This window comes from Streptomyces sp. NPDC001093 (assembly GCF_040298985.1).
GTDB lineage: Bacteria > Actinomycetota > Actinomycetes > Streptomycetales > Streptomycetaceae > Streptomyces.
The window spans coordinates 1-14192 of sequence record NZ_JBEPBF010000186.1; the positions used below are offsets into that span (position 1 = coordinate 1).

At 72.7% G+C, this 14192-nt stretch carries 13 protein-coding genes; 6 read left to right on the forward strand and 7 right to left on the reverse strand.

The genetic code is table 11. The annotated features are described in order from the left end of the window. On the reverse strand, nucleotides 1-1206 hold a 1206-nt coding region (locus ABT288_RS46075; RefSeq protein ID WP_502973003.1), incomplete at its 3' end, for a hypothetical protein. Next, entirely contained in the window at nucleotides 1103-2047 is a 945-nt protein-coding gene (locus ABT288_RS46080; RefSeq protein ID WP_351621904.1) for a phosphatase PAP2 family protein, read from the reverse strand. The genes ABT288_RS46075 and ABT288_RS46080, both read right to left, overlap by 104 nt. 185 nt (nucleotides 2048-2232) lie before the next feature. Between ABT288_RS46080 and ABT288_RS46085 the strand changes: the two genes are divergently transcribed. Then, a complete protein-coding gene (locus ABT288_RS46085) occupies nucleotides 2233-2829 on the forward strand; it encodes a histidine phosphatase family protein (protein ID WP_351621906.1) in 597 nt (198 codons plus the stop codon). A gap of 20 nt (nucleotides 2830-2849) precedes the next feature. On the opposite strand, the gene ABT288_RS46090 is transcribed toward ABT288_RS46085, so the two are convergent. Continuing rightward, nucleotides 2850-4322, reverse strand: a complete 1473-nt coding sequence (locus tag ABT288_RS46090; RefSeq protein WP_351621909.1) for an NsdA family TPR-like regulatory protein — start codon at nucleotides 4320-4322, stop codon at nucleotides 2850-2852. Nucleotides 4323-4586: 264 nt separating this feature from the next. On the opposite strand from ABT288_RS46090, the gene ABT288_RS46095 reads away from it, so the two are divergent. Both ABT288_RS46095 and ABT288_RS46100 read left to right on the forward strand, forming a co-directional pair. Further along, nucleotides 4587-5009 (forward strand): hypothetical protein, encoded by a 423-nt coding sequence (locus ABT288_RS46095; RefSeq protein ID WP_351621912.1) that lies wholly within the window; start codon nucleotides 4587-4589, stop codon nucleotides 5007-5009. 461 nt (nucleotides 5010-5470) lie between these two features. Then, nucleotides 5471-6358: a spermidine synthase gene (locus ABT288_RS46100; protein WP_351621915.1), complete on the forward strand. Its 888-nt coding sequence runs from the start codon at nucleotides 5471-5473 to the stop codon at nucleotides 6356-6358. 55 nt (nucleotides 6359-6413) lie between these two features. Here ABT288_RS46100 and ABT288_RS46105 read toward each other — a convergent pair whose 3' ends face one another. After that, nucleotides 6414-6926 (reverse strand): hypothetical protein, encoded by a 513-nt coding sequence (locus ABT288_RS46105; RefSeq protein WP_351621918.1) that lies wholly within the window; start codon nucleotides 6924-6926, stop codon nucleotides 6414-6416. Nucleotides 6927-7025: 99 nt separating this feature from the next. Here ABT288_RS46105 and ABT288_RS46110 point away from each other — a divergent pair, with 99 nt between their 5' ends. The 3 genes from ABT288_RS46110 to ABT288_RS46120 all read left to right on the forward strand — a co-directional run bounded on the left by ABT288_RS46110 (nucleotide 7026) and on the right by ABT288_RS46120 (nucleotide 10711). Beyond that, nucleotides 7026-7733: a response regulator transcription factor gene (locus tag ABT288_RS46110; protein ID WP_351621921.1), complete on the forward strand. Its 708-nt coding sequence runs from the start codon at nucleotides 7026-7028 to the stop codon at nucleotides 7731-7733. Next, nucleotides 7730-9112: a sensor histidine kinase gene (locus ABT288_RS46115; RefSeq protein ID WP_351621923.1), complete on the forward strand. Its 1383-nt coding sequence runs from the start codon at nucleotides 7730-7732 to the stop codon at nucleotides 9110-9112. The genes ABT288_RS46110 and ABT288_RS46115 overlap by 4 nt, the downstream gene beginning before the upstream one ends. 132 nt (nucleotides 9113-9244) lie before the next feature. Continuing rightward, the gene (locus ABT288_RS46120; RefSeq protein ID WP_351621926.1) at nucleotides 9245-10711 is read left to right on the forward strand and encodes a glycoside hydrolase family 18 protein; all 1467 of its coding nucleotides are present in this window, start codon (nucleotides 9245-9247) and stop codon (nucleotides 10709-10711) included. A 94-nt stretch (nucleotides 10712-10805) separates the two neighbouring features. Here ABT288_RS46120 and ABT288_RS46125 read toward each other — a convergent pair whose 3' ends face one another. The 3 genes from ABT288_RS46125 to ABT288_RS46135 form a co-directional block, all read right to left on the reverse strand. After that, nucleotides 10806-12233, reverse strand: a complete 1428-nt coding sequence (locus ABT288_RS46125; protein WP_351621929.1) for a GH1 family beta-glucosidase — start codon at nucleotides 12231-12233, stop codon at nucleotides 10806-10808. A 110-nt stretch (nucleotides 12234-12343) separates the two neighbouring features. Beyond that, complete coding sequence (locus ABT288_RS46130; RefSeq protein ID WP_351621932.1) at nucleotides 12344-13228, reverse strand: carbohydrate ABC transporter permease; 885 nt, start codon at nucleotides 13226-13228, stop codon at nucleotides 12344-12346. Next, the coding region (locus ABT288_RS46135) for a carbohydrate ABC transporter permease (protein ID WP_351621935.1) at nucleotides 13225-14192 on the reverse strand (968 nt) is incomplete at its 5' end. The genes ABT288_RS46130 and ABT288_RS46135, both read right to left, overlap by 4 nt.

The following is a 14192-nucleotide window of genomic DNA, read 5'->3' on the forward strand; positions in this document are numbered from 1 at the left end:
CTCCCGGTGGGCCGCGTCCGTCAGCGCCTCCGCGCGCAGGGCGGCCGCCCTGCGCAGCGCCGCGACCGCCGGGTCGGCCGGGTCGCCGCTCTCGCCGCGGGCCGCCGCGAGGACGTCCTCGACCGTGGTCAGACCGCCCAGTTCGGCGCGCAGCGGCCGGCCCAGACGGGTGACGGCGCCCTCCTCGCGGGAGCGTTCCCGGCAGTGGAAGGCCAGTTCGCACGCGGACAGGCACTCGGGCGCGTACGTCGCCGGAACCGCCTCGACGGCCGCCGTCAGCTCCTCGGCACTCCGGTCGGGCGCGAAGCACGTGCCCTCGGGCAGGGTCCCGGCGATCTCCTCGATCCGGGTGAGCCGGGCCAGCTGGCGGGCGGTGACCGCGCGCTGCTTGCGGATGTCGACGGCGGATGCCGCGGGCAGGTTGGAGAAGTCCTTCGGGCACACGAGCAGGATCCGGTGATGCACGCGCGGCGCCCCCTCGGCACCGGCGGCCCCCTCCGGCTCCGCGCCGAGCCGTCCCGCCACCTCCTCCAGGGCCAGCACGTACACCGCCGCCTGCCGGGCCGCCGCGCCGACCTTCGCCGGGTCCGCCGAACCGTCCAGCATCGGGAAGGACTTGATCTCCACCACCGACCAGCTGCCGTCCGGGTGCACCACCACCGCGTCCGGCTCCAGGAAGGCGAGCGAGCCGGCCACGTCCAGGGCGAGCATCGGGTGGTCCAGCAGGGTCCAGCCGCCCGCCCGCGTGGCCTCGCGCAGCGCCAGCGCCGTACGGGCCGTCCGCCCCTCGGGGCCGTGCGCCGTCAGGTCGGGTACGGCGGCCCCCTGGGGCGGTTCGGCGCCCGGATCCAGCCGGGCGTGCGCCAGCCGCAGCAGTGCCGCGCCGCCGTCCGCCTTCACCTTCGTCTCGAACGCGTTCCCCCGGGTCAGCGCGAACTGCGACTGCCCGAATCCGGACGGCGCGCCCAGCGCGCTCGCCAGCCGTGCCTTGTCGACCCCGGCGCCGTCCAGGATCGCCCGCCGCGCGCACCCGGGGTTCGCGGCGAGTGCCGCGAGGGCGCGCGCGTCCAGGGCCTTGGCCGGTACGTCGGGACCGCGCAGCTCAGCGAGCCGGTGCCGCAGCCCCTTCTCCCGCGTCGCGGGGGGAGGCGTCGGGTTCGGCCCCGGCGTCGAGCTGCGACTCGCGCTGCCGTGGAATTCGCTCACCCGCGGAAGTCTGGCATCCGGCACTGACAATCGGGGAACCCGTGCCGTCCGTGACCGGTGTGCGGCGCGGGAACAGGCGGGCCCGGACCAGGTCCAGGAGCCGCATGACGCGCGGCGCGAGCAGCAGGCCGGCGCCCATCACGGCCACACCGGCGACCGCGTCGAGGAAGTAGTGGTTGGCGGTGCCCATGACCACGAGCGCGGTGCCCAGCGGATAGAGGACACCGATGATCTTCGCCCCGCGCGTGCCGCCGTGCCGCCACAGCATCACCCCGCACCACAGCGCCCAGCCGACGTGCAGGCTCGGCATGGCCGCGTACTGGTTGGTCATCCCGCCCATGCCGCGCGGCGCACTCGCCTCGCCGCCCCACCAGCCGTACGAGCTGTAGTGCGCCATGGTGTCCACGAAACCGTGGCCGGCGGACAGCAGCCGGGGCGGGCAGGTCGGCAGCAGCGTGAAGCCGATCAGGCCGAGGAACGTGGACGTCATCAGCCAGGTCCGGGCCCGCCGGTAGTACTCGGCGCGCCTGCGGAACAGCCAGACGAGGACGGCGGGCGTGATCAGGTAGTGCAGCGAGGCGTACCAGAAGTCGGCCGGCACCCCGAGCCAGGGCTCGCGCGTGAACAGCCGGTTGAGCGGGTGCTCGGCGTTGAGGTGCAGGGTCTGCTCGAGGCGCAGGATCGCCAGGCCGTGGTCGATGGCGGAGGAGACGTCACCGCGGGCGAGGAGGCGGCCGGCCGAGTAGCAGCCGTAGACGAGGAGGATCAGGGGCAGCTCGGTCCACCAGCGCAGCCGGGTACGCGGGAGCACCTCGGTGCCCGGTGTCTCGGTCTGCGGCATCCGATCGTCCTCCCCCTTGTCGCTTGCGGTCCGCCCCGCAGGGCGACCGTGTCACTTTACGGTGTCCGTGTCCCCGCCCATGAGGGCGCTCCGGCCCACGAAGACGCCGAGATCGCCCGCCGGGTTGCCCCGGAACCGGTTGAGCGATGATGGGAGGGTCCCCTTCGCTCCCGGAAAGGTCTCCCATGGCACCGCGCATCCTGCTGGCCCGGCACGGACAGACGGACTGGTCACTGTCCGGCAAGCACACCGGCAGGACAGACGTACCGCTGCTGGAGGAGGGCCGGCGGGGGGCCAAACTGCTCGGCGAGCGACTGCACCGGGCCCCGCTGGACGGGCTGTCGGCGGCGGAGGTGCGCACGAGTCCGCTGGCACGCGCGCGTGAGACGTGCGAACTGGCCGGTTTCGGCGACCGGGCCACCACCTGGGACACGCTCATGGAGTGGGACTACGGCGCCTACGAGGGCATGACCCCGGCCCAGATCCAGGCCGTCCGGCCGGGCTGGCTGATCTGGCGGGACGGGGTGCCGGACGGGGAGAGCATCGCCGACGTGACCGCGCGCGCGGACGAGGTGGTGGCGTGGGCCCGGTCGGCCGACCGCGACGTCCTGGTCTTCGCGCACGGCCACATCCTCCGCTCCATAGGCGCGCGATGGCTGGGCCTGCCGCTGGACTTCGCCGCCCGGATACGCCTGAACCCGACGTCGCTGTCCGTGCTGGGATGGGCCTACGGGGAACCGGCGATCGAGAGCTGGAACGACCTGGGGCACCTGGCGGGATAGCCACACTGCTCCCGTTCCGCCTACGCCCTCGCCGTCCTCGGCACCGAGGCATGCCGGTCGAGGAACTCGGAGACCCCCGACGCGCGCCGGTGAGGCAACAGCACCCGGGCCGTCCCGGCCAGCATGCTCTGGATCCGTGAGGACTGGACCTGGTCCAGCAACGACAGCACCTGCAAACCGGCGGCGGCCGCCTCGTCCGGACGGCCCTCACGCGCGAGGTCGTCGGCGAGTTCCGCGGTGTAGAGCGCGATGTTGCGGGTGAAGTGCGGATCCTGCAGATGCGCAGCCCGGCGCGCGTGCCGCGCCGCGCGCCGCCAGTCGCCCAGCATGGACCAGCACTGCGCCTCCAGACCCTCCAGCTCGGCCTCCCCGTAGAAGCTCATCCACTCGGGGTCGGCGTCCGAGCGGCCCCGCGCGAAGAGCGCCTGCGCCCGGACGAGCGCCTGTTCACAGCCGGTGCGGTCGGCGAGCCCCGCCCAGCCGCCGGCTTCCCGCAGCGCGAGCAGGGACATCAGGCGCGCCGAGCCCAGCGGCGCGGCCGCGCGCTGTGCGGCCTGCGCGGCGCGGACCGCCTCGCGGGGGCGGCCGGCGTCCCGCGCCAGGAACGCGGTGTTGCAGAAGGCGTGCGCCTCCAGCGCCGGGTCCCCGGTCATACGGGCCGTGGCCAGCGCCTCCGCGTAGTGCGAGCGGGCGTCGTCGAAGCGGCCGGAGTCGTGCGCCAGCCAGCCCACGGAGATGGCGAGTTCGCCGGCGCCCGAGTGCAGCCGTTCGGCGGTGGTCTGCCGGGTCGCGCCGGCGTCCAGGAGTGCGTAGGCCGCGCGCAACGGAGCCGCCGCGCGCCGGTAGAGGCCGTCCGCGCCGTGCCGGTCGTCGAGCAGCCGGATCCGGCGGACGGCCTCCTCCAGGGCGAGCGCCTCCGGGGTCCCGGGCCGGCGGGCGGTCCGGACCGCGGCCGCGGCGTCCGTGGTGAGCCCCAGCGGGGCCAGCGTGGCGGCGGCAACCGTGGCGCCTCCGCCGGTCATGAATGCGCGACGCAGCACGTCGCTCTCCTCGTGGTTCAGATGGTCTTTCGCGTACGGTTCTGGCGCGCCGTACGGGTCCTGCGTGTCATACGGTTCTGCAGCCCCCCGTGACTCATGCGACTCACCGGGCGCCTGGTCGGCGACGGGTTCCCCGGGCACCTCCGCCGCCGGACGCGCCGCGCGGCCGCGGACGGCCGAGCGCGGCGCGAAGCCGAGGTCGGTGAGCGTGCGGCCGGGGAACATGTGTAGGAACACCCGTTCGTACGCGTAGTTCGGGCAGCGGATCTCGCCCGCCTCGACCCTGCCGATGTACCGCGCGTCACAACTCACCCGCTCACCGATCTCGCGCGCGGCGCGCCGTACGAGCGCCGCGAACTCGGCCGGTGAACGCCTGCCGCGCAGGTGCCGGAAGGCGAGGTTCGGCCGTGGTGGCCGTTCGGGCTGTGACGAGGTCTCGGTTGACGACGCCATGGCCGGGTCCTCTCGTGCGAACCGTCGAACCATGCCGGGGCCGGGGCGATACGCGACGAGTTGTCCGAGTGGCGCCCTGGTTCCGGCGGGCATGAACGTACCTGCTGTGAAGGACCCGCCACGCAGTGTTTGGCTACAAACCGGATATCTCATCCACGATCTGCCATGAAGTGCCATTCTTTGCGGCGCACTTGTGCGTAGCCGTTGACGGGCTTGCGCGTTGGACTCCGTGGACCGCAACAGGGCTGTGTGGTGGAGGCCGTCATGGAGACCAGGGAGTCCAGCCAGAGCAACGAACCTTGTACGTCGCCGTCGTCGGCCGGGGGAGACTGCGTGGACGCGGCGGCCTGCGACCTTGTGACGGTACCGGCGCGGCAGGGTCTCGAGGCGGTCGACATCCTGCGGCGCGGCGTCGGTGAGGCGATGGGGCCCGTGCTGCACGACGGCGGTTGCGCCACCCTCGGCTTCCTGGTTCCGGCGGGCACGGCGGCCGGTTGGGACGTGCCGGGCAGCACCTGTACGGAGACCGACGGGCGCGGACTCAGACTGAACCCCGAGCCGCCGGTGGAGGGCTCCGACTGGCTGCTGCCGCCCGGCGAGGCCGACCTCGCCACCGACCCGATGGTGCTGCGCCGGGCCCTCGGAGAGGCGGCTCGGCTGATCGAGGCGGCCGACGGCTGCCAGTGAGACGACCCGGCCGCTCGAGGCGCGGACGACTGCCGACGAAACGATCCGCCGCTCGAGGGACCGACAGCGGCTGGTGGAGCGGCCCGGGCTCGCCGAGGGGCCGACAGCTGTCGGTGGAGCGGACTGGCCGGCCGACGGGTCGACGGCTGGCGGTGGAACGATCCGTCCCGGTCGGGGGGCGACAGCTGTCGGCGGGGCGGCCCGGCCGGCCGAGGGGGCGACGGCTTCGGTGGAGCGACTCGGCTGGTCGAGCGGCGGGCGGCTGCCGGTGGAGCGGCCCGGCCCGGTCGGGGGGCGACGGCAGCCGGTGGAGCGGACCGGTCGGTCGAGGTGCGGACGGCTGCCGGTGAAACGATCCGCGGGTCGGGGGACCGACAGCAGCCGGTGGAGCGGACCGGTCGGTCGGGAGGGCGGTGGCTGTCTGTGCGGCGCGGGCCCCGGCGGGCTGCGACAATGGTTCGATGGGTGGGTCCAGGAGCACGCGGAAGGCGCAGCACACGCGGCGCAGGCCGGCGGCCGTCGAAGCCGTCGTGGAGGCGGTCGACGGCGGGCTCGCACAGCTCGTGCCCGACCCCGACCGAGGCCGTGCCTGGACGCTGCTGATCGACGGCGCGCCCCAGTCGCACGTCGACCTGGACGACCCCGCGTATCTCTCCTTCGAGTACCAGCGCCGTCTCGGGCATGTCATCGACCTCGTCGCCCCTCCCGGCAAGCCCGTGCGCGTCGTGCATCTCGGCGGCGGCGCGTTCACCCTCGCCCGGTACGCCGCCGCAACCCGGCCCCGCTCCACCCAGCAGATCGTCGAGCGGGACGCGGCCTTGGTCCAACTGGTCCGCCGGGAGCTGCCGTTGGACCCGAACGCCCGGATCCGGGTCAGATCGGCGGACGCCCGCGCGGGCCTCGCCAAGGTGCCCGACGGCTGGGCGGACCTGCTCATCGCGGACGTCTTCAGCGGCGCCCGCACCCCGGCCCATCTCACCTCCACCGAGTTCCTGGACGAGGTCCGCCGGGCCCTGAAGCCGAACGGGGTCTACGCCGCCAACCTCGCCGACGGCCCGCCGCTCGCCCATCTGCGTGGCCAGATCGCCACCGCTGCCGCCCGGTTCGCCGAGCTCGCGCTGATCGCCGACCCCGCCGTCCTGCGCGGCAAGCGCTTCGGCAACGCCGTCCTGGTCGCCTCCGACACCCCGCTCCCCGTCGCCGAACTCACCCGCCGCGCCGCCTCCGACCCGCACCCGGGCCGGGTCGAACACGGCAAGCCGCTCACCGACTTCACGGGCGGCGCGGCCCCCGTGACGGACGCGGCGGCCGTGGCCTCCCCGGCCCCGCCGCCGTCGGTGTTCCGCTGACCCGGCTCTGCCCGAGCACGGGGCTCAGCTGACCCGGCTCTTCCCGGGCGTGGGCTCAGTAGTTCCCGATGTCCACATGCGGCGGCCCGTCGTGCCAGGTGCACATCACCGACACCCGCTCCGTGCCGCTGCTGAACTCCACCCGGATCCAGGTCTCGGTCTTCCACACCTGCATCGACCAGCCGGTCCCCGGCGTCGCCGAGACGAGCGTGGCACTGGACGGGCCGAGGTCGAACACGGCCCGGCCGCCGTCGGTGTCGTACGACTTGACCCGGCCGGACACGGACGGGGACGAGGAGGCGGTGGGGGAGGGGCCCGAGGTCCGGGTGGGTGCGGGGGCCGTGGCCGGCGGCCTGGGCGACGGGCCGGCGGACGAGGGAGGCCGGTGCGTCGGCGAGTTCAGGGACTTCGAGCCCTGGGCCGTCGCGTCGGCGGCCGTGACCGGCAGGGCGCGCGGCGGGTCGTACGCCGTCCCGGCCATCACCGTGTGCACACCCCACCACGACAGCGTGACCGCCGCTCCCGTCGCGAGCAGCCACGCCAGTACGTGTACGAGTCCTCTGCGCATCGCGGGCCATACTGCCCCAGGGGGACCGCCGTGCGCACACGCCCCGAGTTATCCACAGGCGTCCGCCCGGTGCGGGCCGCATGGCGTACGGTGCGGCGCATGGCAAGTGTGCTCGTGGTCGAGGACGACCAGTTCGTACGCTCGGCGCTCATCCGGCATCTGACCGAGGCCGCACACACCGTGCGCAGCGTCGGTACGGCACTGGAGGCGCTGCGCGAGGTCGCCCATTTCCGTTTCGACGTGGTCGTCCTGGACCTCGGACTGCCGGACCTGGACGGCTCCGAGGCGCTGAAGATGCTGCGCGGCATCACGGACGTGCCGGTGATCGTCGCCACCGCCCGGGACGACGAGACGGAGATCGTCCGGCTGCTCAACGCCGGCGCGGACGACTACCTGACCAAGCCGTTCTCCGTCGAGCACCTCTCCGCGCGGATGGCGGCCGTACTGCGCCGGGCCCGCTCCGGGGGCACGGAGGCCGCGCCCTCCTCCGTGCTGCGGGTCGGCGGCCTGACCGTCGACCCGCTGCGCCGCCAGGCCGAGCTGGACGGGATCCGCCTCGACCTCACCCGCCGCGAGTTCGACCTGCTCGCCTTCCTCGCCGGCCGCCCCGGGGTGGTCGTCCCGCGCAGGGAACTGCTCGCCGAGGTCTGGCAGCAGTCCTACGGCGACGACCAGACCATCGACGTCCATCTGTCCTGGCTGCGCCGGAAACTGGGGGAGACGGCCGCCCGGCCCCGCTATCTGCACACCCTCCGGGGGGTCGGCGTCAAGCTCGAACCCCCGGCCGACGGGGAGCCGGTGCGATGAGATGGGCTCTGGTCAAGGTCTGCCTGGCGGTCACCACGATGGTCGTGGTCGCCTTCGCGGTCCCGCTCGGCCTGGTCGTCAAGGAGATGGCCCGCGACCGGGCGTTCTCGAACGCCGAGCGGGAGGCCGCCGCCGTCGCGCCCGCGCTGTCCATCACCACCGACCGGGACAAACTGGAGCGTGTGGTGGCCTCGGCCGGCGCCGACTCCGGGATGGCCGTGCACCTGCCCGCCGACGGTGGCCGGTCCGCCCTGGACATCGGCCGCCGGCGCGCCGCCGACCGCGACATCCAGGCGGTACGGAAGCTGGGCCGGGCCTCCACGACCTCGGTGGCCGGCGGCTCCACGCTGCTGCAGCCGGTCGCGCTGAGCTCCGGTGACATCGCGGTCGTCGAGGTGTACGTCCCCGAGGCCGAGGTGACCAACGGCGTCGGCACGGCCTGGGCGGTGCTCGCGGCCGTCGGCCTCGCGCTGATCGTCGGCTCGGTCGCGGTCGCCGACCGGCTCGGGGTGCGTATGGTGCGGCCCGCCCAGCGGCTGGTCGAGGGGGCGCACGATCTGGGCGAGGGCAAGCTGGGCGCCCGGGTGCCGGAGGACGGTCCGACCGAACTGCGGCTCGCGGCCGTGGCGTTCAACTCCATGGCCGACCAGGTCGTCCAGCTCCTCGCCAACGAGAGAGAGCTGGCGGCGGACCTCTCGCATCGCCTGCGTACGCCGTTGACCGTGCTGCGGCTCAACGCGGCCTCCCTGGGCGGCGGACCGGCCGCCGAGCAGACCCGGGCCGCGGTCGCCCAGCTGGAGCGCGAGGTCGACACCATCATCCGTACGGCCCGGGAGGCCAAGCCGCAGACCGCCGCCCCCGGCCCCGGTGCCGGGTGCGACGCGGCCGAAGTGGTGCGCGAGCGCATGGAGTTCTGGTCCGCGCTCGCCGAGGACGAGGGCCGCAAGTGGCGGGTGGCCGGAGTCGAGCGGCCGGTGCGCATACCCGTGGCCCGCGCCGATCTGGCCGCCGCCCTCGACGCCCTGCTCGGCAATGTGTTCCGGCACACCGCCGAGGGCACCGCCTTCGCGGTCGACGTGCACAACGGCGAGGACGCGGTGATCGTGCTGGTCTCCGACGCGGGCCCCGGCATAGCCGACCCGGAGGCGGCGATGGCCCGCGGCCGCGGCTCCGGAAGCGCCGGTTCGACCGGACTCGGGCTCGACATCGTGCGCAGGCTCGCCGAGTCCACCGGCGGGGACGTCCGGGTCGGCACCTCGGTGCTGGGCGGCACCGAGGTGCGGATCTGGTTCCAGCTGGACGGGCGGCGGCCGGTGGCGCGGGGCCGTGTCCGAAGACGCCGATCGGGCAAACCGGTCCCCAGTGGTCTCGACCATTAATCGTCCCCGATCCCTTCCTTAAGCGAACCCTAAGGTCTGCAACGGCCGTCCGGATCAGGCCGTTTGCCCGATTCCGGATCGCTAGCGTGCTGCCGCACCTCACCCCCGTGAACAGCGAAGGCAGGCACGCGCATGACCACGCACCGGCGCAGGATCAGTGGCAGGAACAAGGCGATAGGCGGTCTCGTGGCCGCGGCCGTGGTCGGCGGTGGCGCGCTCCTGCTCACCGGCACGGCCAACGCGGCCGGCGTGAACGCCGCGTACACCAAGACCAGCGACTGGTCGACCGGCTACACCGCGCAGTACGTCGTCACCAACAACAGCGGCCAGACCGAGAAGACCTGGACCCTGGAGTTCGACCTCCCGGCGGGCGCCCGGCTCGGCTCCCTGTGGAACGGCGAGTCGAGCGTCAGCGGCTCGCACGTCACCGTGAAGCCCGCGAAGTGGGACACCGAGGGCCTCGCCGCCGGGAAGTCGGTGACCGTCGGTTTCGTGGTCGAGGGCAAGGGCGACCCGACGGGCTGTCGTATCGACAACTCCCAGTGCTCCGCGGACGGCGGCGCCACCCCCGAGCCCAGCGGCCGTCCCACCGCGACCCAGTCGCCGACCCCGACAGCCGCCCCGACCAGGAGCGCCACTCCCACCCCGACCAGGACGGCCACCCCGACCCCGACCGCCTCGCAGACGACCGGCAGCGGCACCACCGCCTCCGCCGGCTTCGCACCGTACGTCGACACCTCCCTCTACCCGGCCTTCGACCTGGTCGGCGCGGCCGACGCGACCGGCGTGAAGAACTACAACCTCGCGTTCATCACCGACGGCGGCGGCTGCACCCCCAAGTGGGGCGGTGTCACCGACCTGACCAGCGACGCCGTCGCCGCGCAGATCGGCTCGCTGCGCGCCAAGGGCGGTGACGTCCGGGTCTCCTTCGGCGGCGCGTCCGGCTCCGAACTGGCCACCACCTGCTCCTCGGCGGACGCGCTGGCGGCGGCGTACGGCAAGGCGGTCGACGCGTTCAAGCTGACCAAGGTCGACTTCGACGTCGAGGGCGGCGCGCTGCCGAACACGGCGGCGAACACCCTCCGGGCGAAGGCGATAGCGAAGCTCCAGGCGCAGCACCCGGGCCTGGACGTCTCCTTCACCCTCCCGGTGATGCCCGAGGGCCTCACCCAGGACGGCGTGAACCTCCTCTCCAACGCCAAGTCCAACGGCGTGAAGGTCTCCACCGTCAACATCATGGCGATGGACTACGGCGCCTCGTACAACGGCGACATGGGCGACTACGCCCAGCAGGCCGCGACGGCCACCCAGGCCCAGGTCAAGAGCGTCCTCGGCCTGTCCGACGGCGCCGCCTGGAAGACGGTCGCCGTCACGCCGATGATCGGCGTCAACGACGTCTCCTCCGAGATCTTCAAGGTGGACGACGCCACCCAGCTGGTGAACTTCGCCAAGTCCAAGGGCCTCGGCGGCCTGTCGATGTGGTCCGCGGCCCGCGACAAGCAGTGCGCAGGCGGCGCGAAGAACTCCGCCGACCCCACGTGCAGCTCCGTAGTCCAGGACACGTTCGCCTTCTCGAAGGCGTTCGGCGCCTTCAACTGACCCTGCGGAGACCGGGCGTGTGGCGGCATCGCACACGTGCGCGTCTGACAGCTCTGAGGAGACGCGGCCCGCTCCGGACGGGCCGCGTTCGTCTCTAGTCGGCCTCCACCGCCGGCAACACCCCCGTCCGCGCCGCCTCCCCGTACCACCGCGCGCTCGACTTCGGTGTCCGCTCCAGCGTCGTGTAGTCGACGTACACCGCGCCGAAGCGCTTGCCGTAGCCGTACGCCCACTCGAAGTTGTCCATCAGGGACCACAGGTAGTAGCCGCGCACATCGGCGCCGTCCGTGAGGGCGCGGCGGACCTCGGACAGGTGGCCGTGCAGGTAGGCGATGCGCTCGGGGTCGTGGACGCGGCCCTCGGGGTCCGGCTTGTCGTCGTAGGCGGCGCCGTTCTCGGTCACGTACAGCGGCAGACCCGGTGCCTCGCGCGTGTAGCGCATGAGCAGGTCGTACAGGCCGGTCGGATCGATCGTCCAGCCCATCTCCGTGTGCTCGCCCGGGGTCTGGTGGAAGAGCACGTCGTCGGCGCCCGGCCACGGCGAGTGCTCACTGGCCCCGTGGCCGTCCGCCCGGGGGCCCTTGACCTCCCCGGACGCGGCCGAGACCAGGGCCGGGGTGTAGTAGTTCAGGCCCAGCGCGTCCAGCGGGACGTTGATCGTGCGGGTGTCGCCGTCCAGGACGTACGACCAGTCGGTGACCGAGGCCGTCGCGGAGAGCAGCGACTCGGGGTACGCCCCGTGCAGCATCGGGCCGTGGAAGATCCCGTTGGCCAGGTCGTCGATCCGGCGGGCCGCGGCCAGGTCGGCCGGGTCCTGCGAAAAGGGCCGTACGACGGAGGAGTTGAGGCTGATCGCGATCTCGTTGCGGGCCGGCATCACCGAGCGCAGGGCGGAAGCCGCGAGACCGTGCGCGAGGTTGAGGTGGTGGGCGGCGCGCAGCGAGGCCGCCGGGTCGGTACGGCCGGGGGCGTGGACACCCGAGCCGTAGCCCAGGAAGGCGCTGCACCAGGGCTCGTTGAGGGTGATCCACTGCTCCACCCGGTCGCCCAGCGCCTCGCCGACCAGCCCCGCGTACTCGGCGAACCGGAACGCGGTGTCCCGCTGCGGCCAGCCGCCCGCGTCCTCCAGCTCCTGCGGCAGGTCCCAGTGGTAGAGGGTGAGCGCCGGCCTGATGCCGTGGGCGAGGAGCTCGTCCACCAGACGCCGGTAGAAGTCCAGGCCGCGCTGGACCGCCGGGCCCCGGCCGGTGGGCTGCACCCGGGACCAGGAGACCGAGAAGCGGTACGCGGTCAGGCCCAGCTCCGCCATCAGCGCCACGTCCTCGCGGAAGCGGTGGTAGTGGTCGACGGCGATGTCACCGGTCTCACCGCCGGCCGTCCTGCCCGGCGTATGGCTGAAGGTGTCCCAGATCGAGGGGGTGCGGCCGTCCTCCCGCACCGCCCCCTCGATCTGGTAGGCCGAGGTCGCGGCGCCCCAGAGGAAGGCGGGAGGAAAGGTCACGGAGGTAACGGGTTGAGGCATGGAAGCGCTCCCAATGGGGTCGTAGGAGACCAGGGGTCGATGGAGGGGGAAGGGAGGAGGCGGAGGAGGGGCCGGGGCGGCGGTGGCCCGGCCCCCGTGCACAGGAGGTGTCAGCCCTTGATCGCGCCCTGCATGATCCCGCCCACGATCTGCTTGCCGAACAGCACGAACGCGACCAGCAGCGGCAGCGTGCCCAGCAGCGCGCCCGCCATGATCACCGCCTGGTCCGGGACGTATCCGGTGCCGAGCGAGTTCAGGGCCACCTGCACGGTCGGGTTCTGCTGGTTCAGGGCGATGATCGGCCACAGGAAGTCGTTCCAGGCGAACACGAACGTCAGCAGGCCGAGTACGGCCATCGCGGGCCGCGCCGCCGGGAAGACCACGTGCCAGACGATCCGGATGCTGCTCGCCCCGTCCACCCGGGCCGCCTCGATCAGCTCCGTCGGCAGCGCCTGCACCAGGTACTGCCGCATGAAGAACGTACCGAAGGCGGTGACGAGACTCGGCAGGATCACCGTCTGCAGCTGGTTGGACCAGCCGAGGTCCGACATCCACAGATACAGCGGTACGACGGCCAGTTGCGGCGGGATCATCATCGTGCCGATGGTCAGCAGCAACAGCAGGCTGGAGAACCGGAACCGCAGCTTGGCGAAGGCGAAGCCGGCCAGGGTCGAGAACAGCACCGTGCTCACCGTGATCGTGCCCGCCACGATCACCGAGTTGAACATCGCGGTGCCCAGCCCCGCCTGGTCCCAGGCCGTCTGCAGGTTCTTGAACAGGTTGCCGCCGAACCACAGCGGCGGCGGTGTCTGCGCGAGCCGCCGGTCGGTGCGGGACGCGGCGATCGCCGTCCACACCAGCGGGGCGAGCGAGACCAGCGCGAAGACGGTCAGCACGACGTACGTCACCGGGCCCGCGTGCAGCTGTCTGCCCGCGCCCATCCGGCCCCGGCGCCGGACGGCCTTGCGGGGCAATGTCAGTTCACCGGTCGTCATTGGGACTTCCTCAGCCGTCGGGTGAGCAGCAGATTGACCGCGGCGATGACCAGCAGGATCAGGAACATCGACCAGGCGATCGCGGACGCCTTGCCGAGGTTGCCGATGATCCAGCCCTGGTCGTACATGTACAGACCGAGCGTCTGGTACTGGTGGTCGGAGCCGCCCTTGGAGCCGCTGACCCCGCCGAACAGCAGCGGCTCGCCGAAGAGCTGGGTCGCGCCGATGGTGGAGACGACCACCGTGAAGAGGATCGTCGGCCGCAGCTGCGGGATCGTCACATGCCGGAACTGCTGCCAGCGGTTGGCGCCGTCGATCGCCGCCGACTCGTACAGATCGGTCGGGATCGCCTGCATGGCCGCCAGATAGATCAGCGCGTTGTAGCCGGTCCACCGCCAGATCACGATGGACGACACCGCGAACTGCGAACCCCAGTCGGACTCACGCCAGTTGACAGGGTTCACGCCGAAGAAGTGCAGGATCCAGTTGACCATGCCGCCGTCCCACGAGTACAGCAGCGTGAACACCAGGGTCGCCGCGGCCACCGAGGTGGCGTACGGGGTCAGCATCACCACACGCCAGACGGTCGAGCCCCGCAGCCGGTAGTTCAGCAGATGCGCGAGCCCGATCGCGGCCAGCAGCTGCGGCACGGTCGAGATGACACCGATGGTCAGGGTGTTCTTCAGGGCGTTCCAGAAGAAGTCCGACGACCACAGGTTCTTGTAGTTGTCCAGGCCCGCCCAGGTCTGGTGGTCCAGCGAGGACAGCTGCACGTCGTGCAGCGAGTACCAGGCCGTGTAGAGCAGCGGGACCAGCGTGAACGCCCCGAACAGGACGAAGAACGGGGACACGAACGCGTACGGCGACGCCTTCATGTCCCAGCGGTACAGCCGGCTGCGCCAGGAGTCGGCGCCCGCCGGCGTACCGCGACCGTGAGCGCCCCGCGCCGCGCCCGGCGGGGTGC